We start from the raw sequence: 21,023 nt of genomic DNA, 5'->3' as shown, positions 1-21,023 counted from the left end.
CGCGGTGGGTTCACCCATCGTGTTGTGGGTTCCTGACCCGTGTGAAGGGTACGGAACCCACAACACCGTGGGTGAACCCACCGTGCGGCGGAGACCCGCAACCCCTACGACCACACCGCATCATCAGGCCACCACGCCACGCCACGCCCCGCCGCACCTCCCCACGCCACGCCACGCCGTACCGTCACCGGTGCCGAACAACGTCGGCAGGATCACCGCCGGCTGATCCGCGGCGCCGCGTACGAGTGGATAACCCCGCGCGTTGGGGGTTATCCACTCGTACGAGGTCGGCTGCGCCGCTCGTCGTCCGAGCCAAAGACGGGGGCTTGAACAGGTTGTGGTGGGTGTCGACTGGCTATTGCTTGTCCAAGGTCCCAGGCGAGTGTCCAAGGTCCCAGGCGGGTGTCCAAGCTCCCAGGCGGGTGTCCAAGCTCCCAGGCGAGTGACCAAGGTCCCAGGCGGGTGACCAAGGTCCCAGGCGGGTGTGCGAGGTCCCCGGTCGGGCTCAGGGGGCCTCGGCTGCGGGGACGCGCGCGGTTGCACAGCGCGGGCGCCGACTCGGTCACTCAGCCCCCACGGATCAGTCACAGTAGCCGGTTAGCTAGCTGGGTGGCGCAGGTGGTGGCTAGTTGGTTCAGGGCGGTTGTTCGGCGGGGGAAGCTGCGGAGGTTGTTGCTGATGGCGTCTTCCAGGGCGGCCGGCATCCAGCGGGCAGGTGCGGTGTTGCCTAGGGAGACGTCGATTTGGTCGGTCAGGACTTGAAGGTGGTTGCGCAGGACGCTGAGGAAGAGGTCGGTGCCCGGCCAGGTGAGGTTGCCGCCTGAGGCTGTGTAGGTGGCGAGGATTCGGGTCACTCGGTCTGGGTTGCCGGCGGCGAAGATGTACGCGGTGCGGGCGGCTTCGAGGGCGGTGCTGTCGGTACGGACGCTGTCCCAGTCCACGAGCACTGGTCCGGAGGGCGACATGATGACGTTGTGAGGCTTGAAGTCGCCATGTGTTGTTACCAGATCCGGCACGGACTCACGGATTGCGCTGATACGTGAGGTCACCGCGAGGATCGTCGGCAGGCATTGCTCGAGCAGCGCAGCCCAACCCCGGTCCCGCCTACCAGCCGCAAGCAGCCAACCTTCCCAAACCTCAGCAGAGCGGACACAACCACGCCACCACGAAGGCAAGGCACCGGGGCGGAGAGGCGGTAGCTGGTGGACCTGGAGCATTGTTTGGGCGAGCCAGGCGGAGACGTCTACAGCCGGTCCAGCGGGGACCCAGTGGTGGGCTCGGAACAGGCGGCCCTCGATTTGTGTCAGCCACCCGAGCAGTGGACGGAGCGGTGTGACAGGCCTAGGCATAGGCACGCCGGCGCGGAGGGCCGAGCGCTCGAATGCCATGGCTCGAGCCAACTGACCCAGATCGCCAGCGGACGGAAGGTAGCCCTTGACGAAGTAGCTGCCCGCCGAGGTGTCCAAACGCCAAGCGTCACTGTCGCCTCGCCGGAGGTGCACCAGCGCGCCCGGCGCCCCAAAGCCGAAGGCAGCGGCTAAGTCCGCCGCTCGGGGCGCGTACACCGCACCTCAGGTCTCGCCGCGGATGGGCAGGACGGCAGAAAGCAGCTGCTGCGTGTAGCCGTCCTGAGGTGCGCGGAACAGGTCTGACGTTGCCCCTTCCTCAACCAGTTCGCCCTTGTTCATCACCGCCACCCGGTCAGCGAGGCGCTCCACAACGGCGAGGTTGTGGGAGATGAACAGCAGCGACAGTCCGAGCCGAGCACGCAGATCCGTGAAGAGTTCCAGGATCTGTGCCTGGATCGAAACGTCCAAAGACGACGTAGGCTCGTCACACACCAGCAGATCAGGCGACAACGCCAATGCGCGCGCAATGGCGATCCGCTGCTGCTGTCCACCGGAGAACTGTCGTGGATACAACTCGGCATGCCGAGTGTTGATCCCCACCAACTCCAGCAACTCCAGCGCCTTGATACGCCGCGAGTCCTTGTCGCCCCGCGAATGCAACCGCAGCGGCTCCATCACGTTGCCGATAGCACTGAAGTGCGGAAGCAACGACCCGTAAGGATTCTGAAACACCATCTGCATCCGAGGCCGCAGCAATCGCAGCTCACCGGCAGGCAGCCGAGCGAGATCCTTGCCGTCGAACTCGACCCGCCCGGACGTCGGAGCCTGCAGGCCCATCATCAACCGAGCCATCGTGGACTTGCCGCTACCGCTCTCACCGACGAGCCCCAGCGTCTCACCACGATGCACGGTCAACGAGACATCGGAAACAGCACGGACCTCACCGGCACGCGTCCGGAAAACCTTGGTCACGGACTCGGCCCGAACCAGTTCGTCAGGCATCGACAGTCACCTTCCAGCACGCGGCGTCCCGGCCAGGACCGATCGTCAGCACGTCTTGTTCGGTAGCGCACCGAGGCAGCTCGGCCTGCGCACACCGCGGATGGAACGGACACCCCTCAGGCCGCCGCGACAAATCTGGCGGACTGCCAGGAATCGGCCGCAACGGCAGGTCACGCCCACCAACCTCGACACCGGACCCCAGCAACCCAACGCTGTACGGATGCCGAGGATCGTCCAGCAGCCGATCCATCGGAGCGCGCTCCACGACGCGCCCGGCGTACATCACCACCGCGTCGTCGCAGAAGTAGCGGGCGACACCGAGATCGTGGGTGATCATGATGACCCCGGTGCCGCGGTTCTTCAGCTCGGCCAGCAGGTCGAGGATCTGCCGCTGGACGGTGACGTCGACCGCGGTGGTCGGTTCGTCGGCGATCAGCAGCGCCGGCTCGGTCACCATCGCCATCGCGATCATCGCGCGCTGCCGCATCCCACCGGACAGCTGGAAGGGATAGGTCCGGATCCGCTTCTCCGGGTCCGGAATACCGACATCGCCCAGCGCCCGGATCGCCCGCTTGCGCGCCTCGGCCTTCGTGCACAGACCGTGCCACAAGAGATGCTCGGTCAGCTGGCGCTCCAGCGTCAGCGTCGGGTTCATCGCTTCCATCGCGCTCTGGAACACCATCGCGATGTCGCGCCCGCGGATCTTGCGCAGTTCCTTGTCGCCGATCGCGAGCAAGTCGCGCCCGCCGAACAGCGCCTGCCCGTCGGTGATCTGCGCGGTCCGCGGCAGGATGCCCATCACGCTGCGCATCGTGACGCTCTTCCCGCTACCACTTTCGCCGACGATCGCCAGCGCCTGCCCGCGCCGTACGTCGAACGAGACGCCGTCGACCGCGGTCAGCGGTTCGGCACCGTCGCGGCGGAACGTCGTCCGCAGGCCGCGGACCGACAGCAGGGCCTCGTCGCTCATCGCTGCTCCCCACTCGGGTCGAAGGCATCCCGTACGCCGTCACCGATCCACGTGAACGCGAGCAGCGTCAGCGCGAACAGCACCGCCGGCGCGATCAGCAGATGCGGCGCCGCGAGCAGGTACCGGCTGCCCTCGCTGATCATCGCGCCCCACGACGGCGTCGGCGGTTGGACGCCGAGTCCGAGCAGCGCGAGCCCTGCCTCAGCGGCGATCGCGGCCGGGATCGCGAAGCTGGTTGTGACCAGGATCGGGCCGATCGCGTTCGGCAGGATGTACCGGATCGCGATCGTGGTGCCCTTCGCGCCCATCGACCTGGCCGCTTCGACGTACTCGCGTTCCTTCAAGGTCATCACCTGCGCACGCACCAAGCGCGCCTGTGTCACCCAGGACGCGATACCGATCGCGACCACCAGCGCAAAGATGCTCCGCCCGAGCACCGTCACCATCACGACCGCGAACAGGTAGCTCGGGAACGCGTACATCACGTCGGTGAAAGCCATCAGCAACTGCTCGACCCGCCCACCGAGGTACCCGGCGAGCAACCCGATCGCCAGCGCCAGCGCGAGCGCCGTCAGCTCCGCACCGAAAGCCACCGTCAGCGCGGTCTGCAGACCGTAGATCAACCGGCTGAGGATGTCCCGCCCCAGCAGGTCGGTGCCGAGCAGATGACCTTCGGCGCCCGGACCGGCCAGCTTGTGCTGGATGTCGGTCTCCTCATAGCCGTACGGCGCGATCAACGGCGCGGCGAGTGCGGTGACGATCAGCAGCGCGCAGAAGATCAGACTGCCGAACGCCAACCGGTGCTTGCGGAACCGCGACCAGGCCCGCGCCCACGGCCCGCGCGCGGTCGTCCCACGCTCGATCGGCCCCGGTTCACCTACCGCGCCGACAACCGCCGCGTCACTCGCAGCCGCACCGCCCGCGGCTTCGACACCCTCAGTGGCCGTCATCGGACCCACCTCCCACAGTCCGGATCCGGGGGTCGAGGAGACCGTAGATCAGGTCCACGACCAGGTTGGTCACCATCAGGATCAGCGCGAAGAACAACGCCGTACCCATCAGCAGCGGCATGTCCCGGCTGGCGGCCGCGTTCGCGAAGTACAGACCGAGTCCGGGGATCCGCAGCAGCGCCTCGACGAACACCGTGCCGGTCATCAGCGCCGCGAGCAGCGGACCGGCGACCGTGACGAGCGGGATCAGCGAGTTGCGCAGCGCGTGCCGGACGATGACCGTACGGCGTGGTCCGCCCTTCGCGAGCGCCGCGGTCACGTACTCCTCGCGCAGCGTCTCGAGCATGCTGGACCGCACGTACCGCGCCAGCACCGCGGCCGGGCCGAGACTGAGCGCGAGCACGGGCAGGATGAGGTCCTCCGGACCGTTCCACCCGCCCGACGGCAACAACTTCAACGTCGCGGAGAACAGCAAGATCATGAACGCCGCCGTCAGGTAACTGGGCAACGCATGTCCCAGCGTGACCGCGAACATCGTCGCGTGGTCGGTCTTCGTGTTCTGCCGCAACGCCGCGAACACCCCGACCGGTACGGCGATCAGCAACGCGAGCAGTACCGCCAGTACCGCCAGCGTGGCCGACACCGGGAATGCCTCGGCGATGATGTCTTGCACGCTCCGGCTGGCGTACTTGTACGACGGCCCGAAGTCCCAGACCACAGCACCCTTCATGAAGATCAGGTACTGCTTCCAGACCGGGACGTCGGCGCCGTACCGGGTCTCGAGCTCGCCGACCATGGACTCGGTGCCGACGCCGCCGAAGTTGGTGGCGCCGCTGTTCACCCGCTGCAGGTCGGCGAAGTTGCCGGGCGCCAACTGCAGCAGGGTGAACGTCAGGATCGACACCGCGACCATGGACAGGACCAGCCGGACCGCCCGCTTGCCGATGTAGACGGCGAGCCCCACGTCAGCTCTCCACGCTCAGCGGCTTGAGGTAAAAGTAGTCCGGATACGCCCGCAACTGCAGGCCCTGCACCTTCGGCTTCACCGCGTGGAACAGGCTCAGCCAGAGCACCGGTATGTAGAGGTACTGGTCCTCACGCAGCTTCGCCGCCTGCTTGTAGAGGTCGGTCCGCTTCGCGTCGTCCGGCTCCGCGGAGGCCTGATCCGCGAGCCTGCCGATCTCCAGCGCGGGCTTCGTCGCGTGCTGGGCGAGAATCCCGTCGAGCTGCTTGGTCTTGTCGGCCGGGGAGAGCTTCTTGTCCTCCTGCACCGCCTGGTACCTCGCCCATTGGTCGCTCGGCAGGCTGATCTCCTGCACGTTCTTCGGCGACCAGAGCGAGCCGACCATCGTCGGCCAGGTCGGCAGACCGGCGAACGTACCGTAGTAGTAGCCGATGTAGTTGCCCTTCTGGACCTGCCAGCGCCGCTCGGTGTACACGCCGGCCTCGACGTGGTCGACGCTGGCCTTGATGCCGAGGTTCTTGGTCCAGTTGTCCACCATCGCGTCGGCGAGCGTGGTGTCCGGTACGCCGATCAGGATCCGCACCGGGGGCAGGCCCTGCCCGTTCGGGTACCCGGCCTCGGCGAGCAACCGCTTCGCCTCGGCGACGTCCTCCTTGATCCCGATGCTCTCGTCCCAGCCCGCGGTCCGGCTGGTCACCAGCGAGACACCCGGCTGCACGCCCGGCTGGATGCTGGCGAGCGTCTTGCGGTCGAGGGCGAGCGACAACGCCTTCCGGACCCGGACGTCCTCCATCCCCGGGTGCTGGCTGCGCAGCTTCGCGAGGTACAGGATGCTGTAGTTCTCGGTCTGCTGCAGTTCCTTCGCGAGGTTCGGGTCCTTCTGGAAGCGGATGACGTCGGGTCCGCTGAGCTGCACCAGATCGGTCTCGCCGTTCTCGTACGCGACGGTCGCGGTGGCGGCCGCGCTCGGCTCCACCAGGTTGACCTGGATCCGCCCGAGCTGCACCTTGTCGCGGTCCCAGTACTTCTCGTTCGGCACCAGGATCAGCCGCGAGTTCGCCACCCACTCGGTCACCGTGTACGGACCGTTGGAGACGAAGTTCGGCGGGTTCTGCCACTCCTTCGGCTTGCTCTCGACCAGGTCCATCGGCAGCGGCAGCATCGCCGGGTGGGTGAGGGCGAGCAGGAAGTCCGGGTTCGGGTTCGCCAGCGTCAGCACCAGCTCGTGCTCGCCGGTCACCTGCACACCGACCTGGGACCAGTCCGTGAGAACGCCGGCGAGAAACTCCTTGGCGCCCTTGATCCCGGTCGATGCCTGGTAGCTGTTCGCACCCAGCGTCGTCCCGCCGGCCGAGGTCGCGGCCGGCGTGAACAGCCGCTTGTAGGTGCGCTCGAAGTCCTGCGCGACAACCGGCTTGCCGTCGGACCAGTGCGCGTCGTCGCGCAACGTGAACGTGTAGGTCAGCTGGTCGTCGGAGGTCTTCCACTCCTTGGCGACGCCCGGCAGGACGCCGTCACCCTTCTCGTTCTGGACCACCAGTCCCTCGGAGATGCCGCGGCTGAGGATCCACATCCCGTTGGTGATCACCTGCGGGTCGAGCACCTCGACCGGCACGAAGTCGATCTTCAGCGTCGCCTTGCCGTCGGCGCCCGCACCGTCCTCGCCGTTGTCACCGAACAGGCCGCAGCCGGTCAGCGACCAGCTGCCGCCGAGGGCGGCCGCGGTGAGGCCGGACAGGCGGAGGAAGTCTCGCCGGGTCCGGCCGACCGGGGGGACCGAGGTAGTCGCACGCATAGCCATGGAGTGCCGCCTTTCTGGCGTCCCGAACTCGACTTATGGCGCGACCGTAGGGCCGTCGAAGTGTCGATGTCAACGCTTTACGGCCATTACCGAAATTGATCTAGATCGGTGCCCCCGGCAGTAACGGCCGCGGTCAGTCGAAGCGCTCGTACGCCGGCAGCGTCAGGAAGTCGACGTACTCGTCGGCCAGCGCCACCTCCAGGAACAGGGATCGCGCCGCGTCGTAGCGCTCCGGAGTCCCCAGTTTCGCGATCTCCTCGTCCGCGATCCGCCGCACCAATTCGGTGCTGACCGTTTCCCCGGTGTCGAGCGTGACCCGGTTCTGCCGCCACTGCCAGATCTGCGAGCGGGAGATCTCCGCGGTGGCCGCGTCCTCCATCAGGTTGAAGATCCCGACGGCGCCGGTGCCCTCGAGCCAGGCGGCCAGGTACTGGACCGCGACGCTGACGTTGTTGCGCAGTCCGGCCTCGGTGACCTCGCCGGGCGTGGACGCCACGTCGAGCAACTGCTCGGCGGTGACCGAGACGTCCTCGCGCAGCTTGTCGAGCTGGTTCGGCCGGTCTCCGAGCACGGCGTCGAACACCCGGCGGCAGGTCTCGACCATCCCTGGGTGCGCGACCCACGAGCCGTCGAAGCCGTCGCCGGCCTCGCGGGTCTTGTCGGCCTCGACCTTCGCGAACGCTTGCTCGTTCACCGCCGGGTCCTTGCTCGGGATGAACGCCGCCATCCCGCCGATCGCGTGCGCGCCGCGCTTGTGGCAGGTCCGGACGAGCAGTTCGGTGTACGCGCGCATGAACGGCACGGTCATCGTGACGCTGTTACGGTCCGGGAGCTGGAAGTCCGTACCGCGGGTGCGGTGGGTCTTGATCACGCTGAACATGTAGTCCCAGCGGCCCGCGTTCAGTCCGGCCGAGTGCTCACGCAACTCGTACAGAATCTCCTCCATCTCGAACGCGGCCGGATAGGTTTCGATCAGCACGGTTGCGCGAATCGTCCCGCGCGGGATGCCGAGCTCCTCCTGCGCGGTCACGAACACGTCGTTCCACAGCCGGGCCTCGAGGTGCGACTCCATCTTCGGCAGGTAGAAGTACGGTCCCTGGCCGCGGTCGAGCTGCAGCTGCCCGGACGCGCTCAAGTAGAGCGCGAAGTCGACCAGCGCGCCGGACGTCCGCTCGCCGTCGACGAGGAGGTGCTTCTCCGGCAGGTGCCAGCCGCGGGGCCGCACGACGATCGTCGCGAGCTCCTCGTCCGGCTTCAGTGCGTAGCTCTTGGTGCCGGTGCTGAAATCGATCCGGCGGGTGATCGCGTCCAGCAGGTTCAGCTGACCACCGACCACGTTCTGCCAGGTCGGGGTGTTCGCGTCCTCCTGGTCGGCCAGCCACACCTTGGCCCCGGAGTTCAGCGCGTTGATCGTCATCTTCCGGTCGGTCGGTCCGGTGATCTCCACCCGCCGGTCGACCAGGCCCGGAGCGGCCGGCGCGACCCGCCACTCCGGGTCGTCCCGGACGGCCTTCGTCTCCGGCAGGAATCCCAGCGCGGCCCCGGCCGCGATCTCCGCGACCCGTTCCCTGCGCCGCTCGAGCAACTCGCGCCGCCGCCCGTCGTACGCCCGGTGCAGCGTCTCGATCAGGCCGAGCGCGCGCTCGGTGAGGATCTCGTCGTACCGTTCGCCCATCGGGCCGGTGACCTCGACTGCCACTGGGGACTCCTTACTCGAGTACTACGACTTCGTGATCGGTGATCCGGTCTACCCCGACCGTAATCCAGCCGTCCTGCTCCCTCACCTCGGCCTCACCTCCCGAGACGAGGAACCGCGCCCGCCGGCCGCTCGCCCGGACACGCACGGTGAACGGGCCCGCCGGCGTGAACTCCTCCAGCCGTCCACGCCACGCACCGCCCTGGTCGAGGTTGACCAGATGCAGGACATGCCGATCGGCTTGCCGGTACAACTGGCAGTCCAGGACCCCGGCGCCCGTCACCTCGAGCGGTACGCCGTCGTGGCGCACCAAGTTCGCCAGGACCTTCCCGTGGTCCGGGTGGTGGTACTTCGCGTACAGCCGGTCGAGGTCCGCCGCGAGGTACGCCGTCCGCTCGCCGAGGACCAGTGCGGGGACGTCGCTACGCGACTCCTCCATCCATGACTTCTCCGGCGGATAGATCGGGAACGGCGGGATCCACGTCAGCGCCGCACTGCCGGCTTCGACCACCTCCAGCTGACCGCCGAACGGCAGCACGTCCGTGTCACCGTCGAAAACCTGCCGGTCTTCGATCCGCAGGTAGCTGTGGCTGGCGTAGTTCTCCCAGTCGGTGACCGTGCCGTCGCCGAGCCGCTTCCCGGTGTGCCGGACCCCGAGCAGCTCACCGAGCGGCCAGCCGTCCCTTCGGTCGCCCCACTCGTCGTAGAGCCCCGCTGCCCCGGTCACCACCAGCTTGCCGCCCGCCTCGACGTACGCCGCGAGTTGCGCGTACTGCTCGTCGGTGAGTACGCCGACATTCGGCACGACGAGTACGTCGAAGCGCTGGTCGACGTTGTGCGTCGGCAGGTACGGGATGCGCGCGCGGACCAGCGCGTCGACCCAACCGCGGTACGGGAGCCGGCTGACCGTCTCCGGCGCATCCTTCCCGTGGAAGTCGACGCTGCGCTGACTCCAGAACAGCCCGACCGTCGCGACCGGCTCCCGATCGACGAGGAACTCCTCGTGCTGCTCGTGCCATTCGAACAGCGGCCGTGCGGTGGCGTACTGCCTGCGGTCGTCGTGCACCGAGCCGATGTGGTGCCACCACGGCTGGATCCCACCGGCCCAGCCCTCGATCGCCCACATCCGCGCCTCGGGCTCGGGTTTGCTCCCGAGGCGGAACGTCGGAACACCGGCGTCGTACATCGCTGTGCTTTCCGGAATCAGAGTTTCCGTGCCGAGCAGCCCGTGCAGCCGTTTTCCGGCATCGGCGTTGGCCTGGAAGCCGGATTCCTCGTGCCGCCACTGCGAGTCCAGCATGAAGATCCCGGCCCGCTCGCAGATCGCGACGTCGTCGCGCAACCGCTTGCTTTGCGCAACGACCTCGCCCCCGTTCATCCCGATCCACAGGCAGTCCTGCCCTCCGGCCCGTCTGGTGACCTCGTTGTTCAGGTCCCAGACCGCGAGCCGCTGGTCGTAGCTCCACCGGATCCATTGCTTGTAGACCGGGTCGTCCCAGTCCGGCGCCGCCGGCAGCTCCTGGCCAAAGCTGTCGCGGCAGTTCGGGCAGTAGCAGATGTGCTCGCGGCCGAGACCGCTCCAGCTGTTGTCGGTGATCCCGTCGGGTGCGCTGCGCTCGATGATCTCCTCGAGGATCCCGGTCAGGAAATCCCGGTAGTACGGGCCGGTGACGCAGGCGACGTACAGCCGGCCGGCGCGATACGGGTTGCCGTCGGCATCGATCGCGAACCAGTCCGGGTGGGCGTCGTACAGCGGCTGATGGGCGCGGTTGGAGTCCATCCGGGCGAGCACCGTCAGCCCCTCGGCGCGGGCGGCCGCGACGATTTCGCCGTACAGGTCGCGGTCGCCGAGGTACTCGGCGCGGTGGTGCAGCTCGAACTTGCTCGGGTAGTAGGCGACGATCCCGCCGGCGTTGACGATCACGCCCTGGACGCGGGTGCGGCGCCAATGGTCGCGCCACCAGTCGGCGTCGTACCTGGCCGGGTCCTTCTCGGTCAGATTGGTCTGTGCCCAGCGCAGCGTTCGTCGGTACCAGGGCTTCGCCGCGGCCGGCGTCACTGCAGACTCCGGATCGCGTCCCCCGCACCGGAAAGATTCTCCAGCAGCATTTCCGAGTACTTCCGGCTCAGCACCACGCCCTCGGCACCACCCGCGAAGGCCGCCAGCGTCGCGTCCCGGACGGACTCGCGGGTGCACCGGGTGAGCTCACCCTCGTTGTCGTCCCAGTTGATCTTGGTACCGAGGTCGCGCGGCGCCTCCAGGCCGCGCTGCCGCGCCACGCCCACCGGAATGTCGATGTCGATGCCCGGGTAGATCTTGCTCTTCCCGCCGACCCCGGCGACGGCCCGCTCGGTCTCCCGGCGCACGTAGTCGGCGGTGAACCCGGTTTGCGGCAGCTTCTCGTAGTCACCCTCGTCGAGCTGCAGCAGCTTCATCATCAGCGGGTAGACGTCCGCGGGCTCGGCGTCGGCGAACAACGCGCCGCAGATGCTCTTGATCCAGGTGAAGAACCGCGGTCCGGCGCAGTTGTTGTAGATGACGACCTTGATGAAGTCCGAGAACTTCGCCATCTCCGTATAGTCCTGGTCCGCCCGGTAGAACGGGCTGAACGAGATGTTGTGGTAGACGTGCCAGCCCACCTGCACATCGGGCCGGATCGCCTTCGCGACACCGAAAATGTCGCGGTACAGCTGCCGCTGGCTCTCGGTCCACAGCGTCTGCCACGACAACACCTCGGGGAAGTTCAGCAGGATCCGCCAGAACGTCACGAACGCGCCGTCCACCGGCCGCTCGCCCGCCCCGACCCGCTGATTCCACTCGATCAGCTCGCGGTATCCGCGGACCGCGCGTTCCACGTCGATCCCCCGCTCCCGGCCGATCCGCCGGCAGTGCGGGCAGAAGCAGCCCAGCTCCGGTACGTCGACAGTGCCCTGCATCAGCATGTTCAGCGGGCCGGGCCGCTCGGAGCACCAGGCCAGCCCGTCGAGCTCGTAGCTCTGCAGGTAGTCCTCGACGAAGCCCAGGTGCCAGTTGCGGTAGTCCGGGTTGTTGAAGCACGGTCGCCTGCCCGGGCGGCCCCATGGGTCGACCTCGAGAACCTTGGCGAAGTTCGGGTAGGTCCGCAGCTGCCGCGCCCCGCCGCTCTCCTCCATCCACGCGAACGACTGCATCCCTCGCTCGCGGGCCTTCGGGATGACATCACCCAGCAGGTCGAGTTCCGGATTTTCCGGCGCTTTTCCGACCGATCCGAGCACGGTGTTTCCGTAGTACTCCGGGTGCGGCGTCGCGTAGTTGCCGCCGACCCAGCCGAGGTCGTACTCCTGACCGCCGTGGTCCGGGATCGGGTGCCCGGGGATCTGCCGCCCGCCGGTCCCCCGGGTCCAGGTCGGAGTGGCCAGGAACAGCGCGTTCACCGCGCCGCGTTCGGCCAGGATGTCGAGTGTCCGATCGACACCTTCGTCGACGAACGAGATGGCTCCGATCTGCATGGCAACGAGCCGGTTCGGCACGGTGCTCACCCCTTCATTCCTGTCATCGTGATGCCTTGGATGAAATAGCGCTGGGCAAAGAGGAAGACAGCGATCACCGGTACGACGGACACCGTCGCACCGCACATCAGCAGACTGATCTGGGTGAAGTACTCGCCCTGGAACTGGGCCAGCGCCACCGGCAGCGTCTGCAGGTTCTCGGAATTGATGTAGATCAGCGGGCCGAACAGGTCGTTCCAGGACTCCAGGAACGTGAACACCCCGATCGCGGCCAGCGCCGGTTTGGTCTGCGGCAGCATGATCCGCCAGTAGATGCCGAACGTCGACGCACCGTCGATCTTGCCCGCGTCCTCGAGTTCCTGCGGGACAGTCAGGAAGGACTGCCGCATCAGGAACGTCGCGAACACCGGCGTGAGCACCTTCGGCACCCACAGCGGGTACTGCGTGTCCACCCACCCGATCTGCCGGAAAACGATGTACTGCGGGATCAGGTACGCGATGCCCGGGATGATCGAGGTGGCGAGCAGCACCATGAACGCCGCGTCCCGGCCCGCGAACTTCAGCCGGGCGAACGCGTAGCCGGCCATCGACGCGACGATCAGGATGCCGATCACGTTCAGCCCGGCCAGCTTGACGCTGTTCCAGAGGAAGATCGGGATCAGCTCGAACACCTGCCGGTAGTTGTCCCAGTGCCCGTCGGTCGGCAGAAACTTCGGCGGCACACTGAGCACCTTCGCCTCCGGGCGCAGCGAGGCGCTGATCATCCACACCAGCGGCGCCAGGAAAACGACCGCGAACAACGCCATGACGACGTACTGCGAGGTCTTGGAGACGAGTCTCATGTGTAGAACACCCACCTCTTCTGCAGCTTCCACTGCAGGTAGGTGACGGCCGCGATCACCGCGAACAGGATCCAGGCCATCGCCGAGGCGTAGCCGACCTTTCCGTAGCTGAACGCGTTCTGGTAGATGTTGAAGATGTAGACGCTGGTGGCGTGGCCGGGCCCGCCCTTGGTCATCACGTAGATCAGGCCGAAGACCTGGAACGACGTGATGAACTGCGTGATCAGCAGGAACAGGAAATGCGGGGTCAGCAGCGGCAGCGTGATGAACCGCAGCCGTTGCCATGCACTCGCACCGTCGATCTTCGCGGACTCGTAGTACTCGGCGGGCAAGCCTTGCAGACCGGCGAGCAGGATGATCATCGGGTAGCCGATGCCCTGCCAGACGCTGACCATGATCACCGCCGGCATCGCCCAGCTCGAGCTCGACAGCCACTGCGGGCCGTGGATCCCGATCTGGTCGAGGAGCCCGTTGATCACGCCGTTGTCCGGCTGGAAGAACCAGAACCAGACGAACCCGATCGCCACCACGTTGGTCACGTACGGAGCGAAGTACGCCGTCCGGAAGAACGCGACACCGCGGATCGGCCGGGCGCACAGCAGCGCCAGCACCAGGCCGATGCCGATCGTGAGCGGGATGCTCGCCAGCGTGAAGTAGACGGTGTTCTTGAAGGTCTGCAGGAACAGCGGGTCGTCGCCGAACAGCTCGACGAAGTTCCGGACGCCGACGAACTTCGGCGCCGAGATGCCGTTCCAGTCGGTCAGCGAGGCACCGATCGAGACCAGGATCGGGAAGAACTGGAACGCCACCACCCCGACCACGATCGGGCTGATGAACAACCAGCCGGTGAGGTTCTGCCGGCGCCGCGCCCGGCGGACCTCGGCCACCCGGACCGCGCCGCGGTCGCGCGCCATCGTGATGGTTGCCATTGGCATCACCCCTTCAAGGCGTTCTCCACCTGCGGCTCGATCTGCCGGAGGACCTCGGCGACCGGCTTCTCGCAGTTGTAGGCCTGGTCGAGCGCGGGCCGGTACAGCTCACGGGCGCCGATCGTGTTCTTGGTCTGGTTCGTCGCCGTCAGGTGCTTCGCGGCCTCGGCGAACAAGGCGATGTGTTCCGGTGCCTTGCCGTTCGGTGCCAGGTCGGCCGCCGCCTTGAGGTTGATCGGCGTGAACGCACCACCCTGGAGCAGGATCTTCCCGCCGTCCTCGCTCGCCAGGTACTTGAGCAGCTCCCAGGCGGCGTCCGGGTTCTTCGCCTTCTTCGGGACGCAGAACACGATCACGCTGGACTCGGTCCGCTGCTCGAGGTCGGCCGGCGGCGGTGCGACATCCCAGGTGAAGTCCTTGACCGTGGTCCGCAGGTAGGGCACCGTGCCGAAGGTCGCGAACATCATCGCGATCTTGCCCTGGGCGAACATCTGGTTCTGCACGTTATCCTGCTGCAACACCGACCACGGCGGCTGCACCTTGTCCTTGCAGGTCAGATCGGTCGCCCACTGCAGCGCCTCGGCCTCCTTCGACCCCGGCAGCGTGAACTGGGTGCCGTCCGCAGAGAAGATCCCGGTCTCGCTCCCGTGGTTGACCGTGAATGTCTGCTCGTAGCCGGTGTCGAGGTACACCAACGCGCCGTACTGCTTCTTGGCCGGATCGGTGAGCTTCTTCGCGGTCTCCGCGAAGTCCGACCACGACCAGCCCTCCGCCGACCAGGTCGTCGGCGGCAGCGGTACGCCGGCTTGCTTGAACAGATCGACGTTGTAGAAGATCAGCCGCGGCTGATACCCGAGGACCCACGCGGTGTGCGAGCCGTCGGGCTGCTTCGGGAACTCGAACGTCTCCTTGGCGAACTGGGCCGTGTCGAGCTTGTCCTTCTCGATGTACGGGCGGAGGTCCAGCAGCGCTCCCTGCTCGGAGAAGCCGCGGACGAAGTCGTCGTTGATCCGCATCACGTCCGGCGGGCTGCCGCCCGCGATCAGCGTGCGCATCTTGGTGTCGTACTCCTGGGTGACCGCGGGCTGAACGGTGACCTTGGTGCCCGATTCCTGCTCGAACGCACCGATCGCCTGCTCCAGCGGGTTGCCCTTCACCTGCTCCCAGTTCAGGAAGGTCAGGCCCTTGCCGCCGTCGCCGGCGGCGCTGCCGTTGCCGCCGCAGCCGGCCAGGAATCCGGCGGCCGCGAGACCGCCCAAGCCGGCCAGAAACCTGCGGCGGTTCAGCTCCGGGCGGTCCAGATCGGGGAGGTGTGCCAGACGGTTGTGCTGCACGGGAGTCTCCCATCCGCGAGGGATGAATACGTATACACTTCACACTCTGAATACGTATACACAGCGCTCGCGGCGTGGTCAACGGCCCGTGGCGACACTCTTCAGTAGGGTTCACATCGCGGACAAAGGGGGCGGAGAGGATGACACGACCACCGACGAGTCGCGACCTGGCACGTCTGGCCGGGGTGTCGCAGGCGACGGTCTCACGCGTGCTGACCAACAACCCGAAGGTCAACCCGGAGACCCGCGCGCGGGTCCTGCAGGTGCTCAAGGACGCGAACTACACACCGAACGCGCTGGCCCGCGCGATGAAGACCGGCCGGACCGACACCATCGGCGTGTTCATGACCCGGGTGACCAGCCCCTTCCACGCCGAACTGCTCGACGAGATCGGCCGGGTGCTGAGCTCGTCGGGTCTGCACATGATCCTGTGGAACATCGAGCACGACCCCGAGGAGACGGTCGCCGAGGTGCTCCAGCAGCGGCTCGTCGACGGGTTCCTGCTCACGTCGGCGACGTACGACTCGCGACTGCACACGATGGCGGTCGCCTCCGGTACCCCGACGGTCCTGCTGCACCGCGGGATCGACGGGCTGGACTGCGATCAGGTGGTCGGCGACAACTGGCAGGGTGCGTACGACGCCGGCCGGTACCTGGTCGACGCCGGGCACACCGACATCGGGCTGGTCACACTCACCCATACCGGGAACACGTCCCGCGACCGCGACCTGGGCTTCCGGGCGGCGCTCGCCGACGCCGGGGTGAAGATCAAGCCCAGCAACGTGGTCTCGGTCGGCGTCCCGCACGCCGACGGTCACGCGGCCGCGAAGAAGTTGCTGTCCCGCAAGAAGCCGCCGACGGCGATCTACACGGTCACCGACCTGCTCGCCTTCGGCATCCTCGACGGGGCTCGCGCGGTCGGCGCGCGGGTTCCGGACGACGTCTGGGTGATCGGCTTCGACAACACCGAACTGGCGGCCTGGGAGGCCTTCGACCTGACGAGCGTCGAGCAGCCGGTGCACTCGATCGTCGAGACCGGCGTCGACCTGCTCCGGCGGCGCATCGAGGATCCGGAGCGGCCGACCGAGATCATCACGTTGCCGTGCCCGCTGGTGATCCGCGGCTCGACCGCCCACCGTCGGGTCTAGCGCATCCCGGCGCGGTGGCCCGGGTTCGGCCGTCAGTCGCGCAGGCGGGGCAGGACGTCGCGGAGGACCTTGGCGTGATCCTCCGGGTGGGACAGGCCGGAGTTCATCGTGTTGACGCACAGGTGCGTCGCGCCGAGGTCCCGCCAGCCGTCGACGAAGGACCGCCAGTCCTGCTCGGGTACCGCGCCCAACGTCAGCCTGGCCTCGATGCCGATCGACTCCGGATCGCGGCCGGCTTCCTCCGCGGCCTGCCGGATCCGCGCGATCTGCTCCCGTGCCTTCTCGTCCGGCGGAGACTGCGGCATCCACCCGTCGCCGATCCGCCCGGTGCGCCGCAGTACGGCGTCCGCGCTGCCGCCGAACCAGATCGGGATGTCCCGCCCCGGCAGCGGATTCAGCCCCGCCTCCACGATCTCGTGGTACTTCCCGTCGTACGAGATCACCGGGTCAGCCCAGAGCTTCCGCAGTACGTCGACCTGCTCCTCGAGCAAGGCGCCGCGCTGCCGGAACGGTACGCCCAACGCCTGGTACTCGACCTGGTTCCAGCCGATCCCGACGCCGAGGCGTAGCCGCCCGCCGCTGAGGACGTCGATCTCGGCCGCCTGCTTCGCCACCAACGCCGTCTGCCGCTGCGGCAGCACGAGAACGCCGGTCACGAGCTCAAGCTCAGTCGTGATCGCGGCCAGGTACCCGAAGAGGACGAAAACCTCGTGGAACAAGGACTTGTCGGTATATCCCTTCCAGCCGGGACGGTTCGCCGGGTCGGCACCGAGCACATGGTCATAGGCGAGAACGTGGGTGTAACCCGCATCCTCGACAGTCACGGCCCAGTCGCGGACGACGCGCGGGTCCGCCCCGATCTCCAGCTGCGGAAACACGGCACCGATCTTCATTTCGCTCCCAACAGGTCGGTCAGTCCTTGGACGGCCAGTTCGAACGGCTCGGGCGATCCGGCCGCGCGGGCGAGCACATACCCACCTTGCAGGACGGCGGCGATCGTCGCGGCCGTCCGTTCCGGATCGAGCGATTCCGGGAACTCGCCGGTCCGCTTGCCGTCAGCAACAACCTCGGCGAGCCGGATCCGCAACCACTCGAACGTTTCCGCGACCGGTGCCCGCAGCAACGGATCGGCCACCACGTCCGGATCCGCGGCCAGGCGGCCGATGCGGCAGCCGCGCAACACCTCACGCTCACGGCCGAGATAGTTGCCGATCCGCTCGGTTGCGGTGCCCTCGGCACCCAATTGCTCCTCGGCGGCGGCGCGCAACTCCGCGCCCGAACGCTCGATCGCCACCCGCGCGAGGTCCGCCTTGCCGGTGAAGTGGTGGTACATGCTCCCCTGGCCGGCCTCCGCGACCCGCTGAATCGCCTTCGGTGAGGTGCCGACGTACCCGCGCTCCCACAACAGTTCCTGCGTGCTGCGGATCAACCGCTCGACCGTCTCCACCTGCTCACTGTACCCGCAGGTACAAACGGCACGACGCCGAAGGGGGAGGATCCGTGCCCGGACCCTCCCCCTGCCTTGCCGCCGGTCGTCAGCTGATCGTGACGATCTTGTTGACGGTGTACGCCGGCGCGTGGTCGGCGTCGCCGGGGAAGAACACGCGGTACGCGATCTGGCCGCGGACCGCCGGCCGGATGCCGAAGGCGTACTTGCCCGACGTGGACAGCTTCAGCGCGGCGATCGACTTCCACACCTTGTTGCCGTACTGCTGCAGGTAGACGGTCTGCCCCGCGTGCGCCGGAGCGACGTACCCGCTGAACGCCGTCGTACTGCCCAACCGGATCGAGGCCGGCGACAGCGTAGCGGAGATCGTCGGCCGCACCTGCACGGTGACGTCCGCGGTCCGGGTGCCCATCAGGTTGGCGTTGCCCGGGAACGTCAGCATGTAGATCGACGACACCAGTGGCTTGTGCGTCAGCGAGAACGTCCCGGTCGACGACGTCTTCATCGTCGCGAGCAGCGTGAACTTCGACGAGGTCTTCGGGCGGACGTACACGTGCACCGGCAGCTGCGCGTAGGCGATGTTGTCGATGCGCAACGTGCTGCCCTTGATCGTGACCGAGCTGCCGTAGTTGAGCAGCGTCGTGGACACGCTGATCCCCGACTTCATCCCGAGCAACTGCTTCACCGCGGGCGCGCTGACCTTGCCGCTGCGGTCCTTCACCCAGGCGGCGTACGTGTACGTCGTGCCCTGCGCGAGTCCGGTGTTCTTCACCGAGGTCCCGGTACCCGCGTACACCAGGGTGCCGGTGCTGATCGTCGGCGCCTTGCTACCGACGTTTCGGCGGACGATCACCTGGTCGAGATCCGGCGTCGACGGGATCTTCCAGGCGAGGCTCGCGGCCAGGTATGCGCCGGCTGTCGAGAGCTGGACCGGCTGAGGCACCAGGTCCGCGGTGGTGAACACGGAACTGAACGGCGCGACGGGGGTGGTGCCGTCGGCTGCCACGAGGCCGCTGCCGGAGATCTGGAGCGAAGTGGCCTCAGGCAACGAAGCTGTCGGCAGGACCGTTGCCTTCCGTGTGGCCGGGTCGTAGGAAACGGTCGCGGCGATCAGGGCACCGGTCTTGGCGTTACGCAGGCGCACACCCGCGGTAACGCTCGCCGGGGCGACGTCCCGGGCGAAAGTGACCGTCGGCTTGGTGGTGACGGCGGCGTTGGCCGAGAAGTTCACCGGCTGGACGTCGCGGACCGGGTACGCCGGGATCGGGGCCGAACCGCCCGCGGTGGAGACATTGGTGACTTTCAGCGTGTACGGACGGGAGTCCCGCGAACCGTTGGCGTTGCGGACGGCGATGTACAACGTCCCGGCAGGTACGACGACGCCCGTCGACGCGGTCAGCGACTGCGGAATCTCGTAGCCGTCCGCGTCGACCGGGGGCTCCGGCGTCTGGGCGTAGGCGAGCGGTTGAAGGTTCTCGTCGTACGCCGCGACGGCCGGGCCGAAGTTCTGCGCGTAGGCGCTGGAATCGAACAGCGGGCCGGACAGATCCACGCGCACCGAGTGTTCGGCATCGCTCGGCAGCTTGTACCAGTCGACGTCACCTTCGACGCCGATCGTCGACGAGACCGCGACACCCGCGATCAACTGCGCCGCGCGGGCGGGCTGGTCGTTCGTGTCCGCGGCACCCTGCGCGAAGTCGGTGGTCCACTTGCCACCGAGGGCGTGGTAGGCGTCCAGGATGCCGGCGCCGTAGTACGGGTCGTTGCCCCGCGGACCGGCGTCCCGAGCCGTGGCCTTGAGCCGCGCCATCACCTGCGCGGGCGTGTACGACGGCCACTTGTTACGGACCAGCGCAGCGACGCCCGCCACGATCGGCGACGAGAACGACGTACCGGCCAGACCGAGCCAGTACGGCTCGTAGCCGGCCGGGGTTCCCGCGCGCGGTGCGGTGCTGGTGATGTCGTAGCCAGGGGCCGCGATGTCGATCGAGTCGCCGTAGGTGCTGAAGCTGGTCAGCACGCCCGACGGGTTGGTGGCTGCTACCGACAGGACCTCGGGGTACGCCGCCGGGTAGTGCGGCTCCGACGTACCGGTGTTGCCGGCCGCGGCGACCAGTACGACGCCCTTGGCGACCGCGTTCTTGATCGCGGTGTGCAGGATCGGGTTGTCGCCCTCGCCGCCGAGCGACATGTTGACGACGCGGACGCCGTTCTTGACCGCCCAGTTGAGGCCGTTGATGACGTTGGCGTCGGTACCCGAGCCCTGGTCGTTCAGGACCTTGACCGGGCGGACCTTGGCGTTCCAGGCGACACCGGCGATCCCGGCGCTGTTGCCGGTGCCGGCCGCGATGATGCCGGTCACCGCCGTACCGTGGCCGTCACCGTCGTTCGGCGGCAGGGCGGTGTTGAAGGTGTTGTACCCGGGCAGCAGGTGGCCGGCCAGGTCTGGGTGGCCGGCATCGACACCGGTGTCCAGGACACCGATGGTCTGTGAGCCGGCCGTCTTGCTGAGGTCCCAGACGCTGTTCACGCGGACGGTGCCCAGGTACTTCTGGTAGTTCGCGTACAGCCAGTCGTTGGGGGTCGCCGACTTGCGCCGGATGTAGTTGAGCGAGGCAGCCTCGACCGACGGATCGGCCTTGAAGCGCTTCAACAGCTCCGGCGCCGGCACCTCACCGGTGACCGTGACGACGTCCTCGCTCACGGTCGAACCGGCCTTGCCCTTGACCTTCGCCAGCGCATTCTTCCGGGCGGTGGCGGTTGCCTTCGGCTTGAACTTCACGATCACGGACTTGGCGTCGTACGCCGGACCGCTCGCTGGGACATTCGCCGGGCCGTTCGCCGGGGCGTTTGCGCGGCCGGGGCGGAACTTGCTGTGGAGAACGTTCGGCTCGGCCGCGGTGGCGGCAGTACCGGACGACCCGGAGACGGTGACCAGACCGGCCGCAACCAACGCCGCAGGCACAGCCAGCCGCAACAACTGCGTGGGACGGGACAACGGGGAACCCCCAGAAGACGAAACGACCGAAACATTCGGCCCCGCCCTAAATCGCCAAATCCCCCCTGAGCGTTACACCGCTTGCTCCCCTCGGCGTTACACCG

General features: G+C 67.5%; 16 protein-coding genes. 1 reads left to right on the top strand and 15 read right to left on the bottom strand.

What is annotated here, in order from left to right:
- Positions 1–584 precede the first annotated feature (584 nt).
- The 12 genes from AB0B82_RS24505 to AB0B82_RS24450 form a co-directional block, all read right to left on the bottom strand.
- The gene (locus AB0B82_RS24505) at positions 585–1,502 is read right to left on the bottom strand and encodes an aminoglycoside phosphotransferase family protein (protein ID WP_360172820.1); all 918 of its coding nucleotides are present in this window, start codon (positions 1,500–1,502) and stop codon (positions 585–587) included.
- Between the two features lie 69 nt (positions 1,503–1,571).
- Positions 1,572–2,351 (bottom strand): ABC transporter ATP-binding protein, encoded by a 780-nt coding sequence (locus tag AB0B82_RS24500; RefSeq protein WP_360172814.1) that lies wholly within the window; start codon positions 2,349–2,351, stop codon positions 1,572–1,574.
- Positions 2,344–3,321, bottom strand: coding sequence for an ABC transporter ATP-binding protein (locus tag AB0B82_RS24495; RefSeq protein ID WP_360172811.1), 978 nt, complete (start codon positions 3,319–3,321; stop codon positions 2,344–2,346). The genes AB0B82_RS24500 and AB0B82_RS24495 overlap by 8 nt, the downstream gene beginning before the upstream one ends.
- Entirely contained in the window at positions 3,318–4,271 is a 954-nt protein-coding gene (locus tag AB0B82_RS24490; protein WP_360172809.1) for an ABC transporter permease, read from the bottom strand. The genes AB0B82_RS24495 and AB0B82_RS24490 overlap by 4 nt, the downstream gene beginning before the upstream one ends.
- The gene (locus AB0B82_RS24485) at positions 4,258–5,235 is read right to left on the bottom strand and encodes an ABC transporter permease (protein ID WP_360172806.1); all 978 of its coding nucleotides are present in this window, start codon (positions 5,233–5,235) and stop codon (positions 4,258–4,260) included. Before AB0B82_RS24485 ends, AB0B82_RS24490 begins: the two co-directional genes overlap by 14 nt.
- A gap of 1 nt (position 5,236) precedes the next feature.
- On the bottom strand, positions 5,237–7,036 hold the full coding sequence (locus tag AB0B82_RS24480) for a peptide ABC transporter substrate-binding protein (protein ID WP_360172803.1): 1,800 nt from the start codon (positions 7,034–7,036) through the stop codon (positions 5,237–5,239).
- Positions 7,037–7,169: 133 nt separating this feature from the next.
- Positions 7,170–8,735, bottom strand: coding sequence for a malate synthase A (aceB, locus tag AB0B82_RS24475; RefSeq protein ID WP_360172800.1), 1,566 nt, complete (start codon positions 8,733–8,735; stop codon positions 7,170–7,172).
- Positions 8,736–8,745: 10 nt separating this feature from the next.
- The gene (locus AB0B82_RS24470; RefSeq protein WP_360172797.1) at positions 8,746–10,791 is read right to left on the bottom strand and encodes an alpha-amylase family protein; all 2,046 of its coding nucleotides are present in this window, start codon (positions 10,789–10,791) and stop codon (positions 8,746–8,748) included.
- Positions 10,788–12,251: a hypothetical protein gene (locus AB0B82_RS24465; protein WP_360172794.1), complete on the bottom strand. Its 1,464-nt coding sequence runs from the start codon at positions 12,249–12,251 to the stop codon at positions 10,788–10,790. The genes AB0B82_RS24470 and AB0B82_RS24465 overlap by 4 nt, the downstream gene beginning before the upstream one ends.
- On the bottom strand, positions 12,248–13,063 hold the full coding sequence (locus AB0B82_RS24460; protein ID WP_360172791.1) for a carbohydrate ABC transporter permease: 816 nt from the start codon (positions 13,061–13,063) through the stop codon (positions 12,248–12,250). Before AB0B82_RS24460 ends, AB0B82_RS24465 begins: the two co-directional genes overlap by 4 nt.
- Complete coding sequence (locus AB0B82_RS24455) at positions 13,060–13,992, bottom strand: sugar ABC transporter permease (protein WP_360172788.1); 933 nt, start codon at positions 13,990–13,992, stop codon at positions 13,060–13,062. Before AB0B82_RS24455 ends, AB0B82_RS24460 begins: the two co-directional genes overlap by 4 nt.
- Before the next feature lie 5 nt (positions 13,993–13,997).
- Positions 13,998–15,326, bottom strand: coding sequence for a sugar ABC transporter substrate-binding protein (locus AB0B82_RS24450; RefSeq protein ID WP_360172785.1), 1,329 nt, complete (start codon positions 15,324–15,326; stop codon positions 13,998–14,000).
- Positions 15,327–15,466: 140 nt separating this feature from the next.
- Between AB0B82_RS24450 and AB0B82_RS24445 the strand changes: the two genes are divergently transcribed.
- On the top strand, positions 15,467–16,474 hold the full coding sequence (locus AB0B82_RS24445; protein ID WP_360172782.1) for a LacI family DNA-binding transcriptional regulator: 1,008 nt from the start codon (positions 15,467–15,469) through the stop codon (positions 16,472–16,474).
- 32 nt (positions 16,475–16,506) lie between these two features.
- Here the strand turns inward: AB0B82_RS24445 and AB0B82_RS24440 are convergent, their stop codons facing one another.
- From AB0B82_RS24440 to AB0B82_RS24430, 3 genes are all read right to left on the bottom strand, one after another.
- On the bottom strand, positions 16,507–17,367 hold the full coding sequence (locus AB0B82_RS24440; protein WP_360172779.1) for an LLM class F420-dependent oxidoreductase: 861 nt from the start codon (positions 17,365–17,367) through the stop codon (positions 16,507–16,509).
- Positions 17,364–17,921, bottom strand: coding sequence for a TetR/AcrR family transcriptional regulator (locus AB0B82_RS24435; protein ID WP_360172776.1), 558 nt, complete (start codon positions 17,919–17,921; stop codon positions 17,364–17,366). Before AB0B82_RS24435 ends, AB0B82_RS24440 begins: the two co-directional genes overlap by 4 nt.
- Before the next feature lie 88 nt (positions 17,922–18,009).
- Positions 18,010–20,919: a S8 family serine peptidase gene (locus tag AB0B82_RS24430; protein ID WP_360172774.1), complete on the bottom strand. Its 2,910-nt coding sequence runs from the start codon at positions 20,917–20,919 to the stop codon at positions 18,010–18,012.
- Positions 20,920–21,023: the final 104 nt, after the last annotated feature.

This window comes from Kribbella sp. NPDC048915 (genome assembly GCF_040649595.1).
Lineage (GTDB): Bacteria > Actinomycetota > Actinomycetes > Propionibacteriales > Kribbellaceae > Kribbella.
Note: the sequence above shows the minus strand (reverse complement) of the source record. Positions and strands in the feature narration are given on the sequence as shown.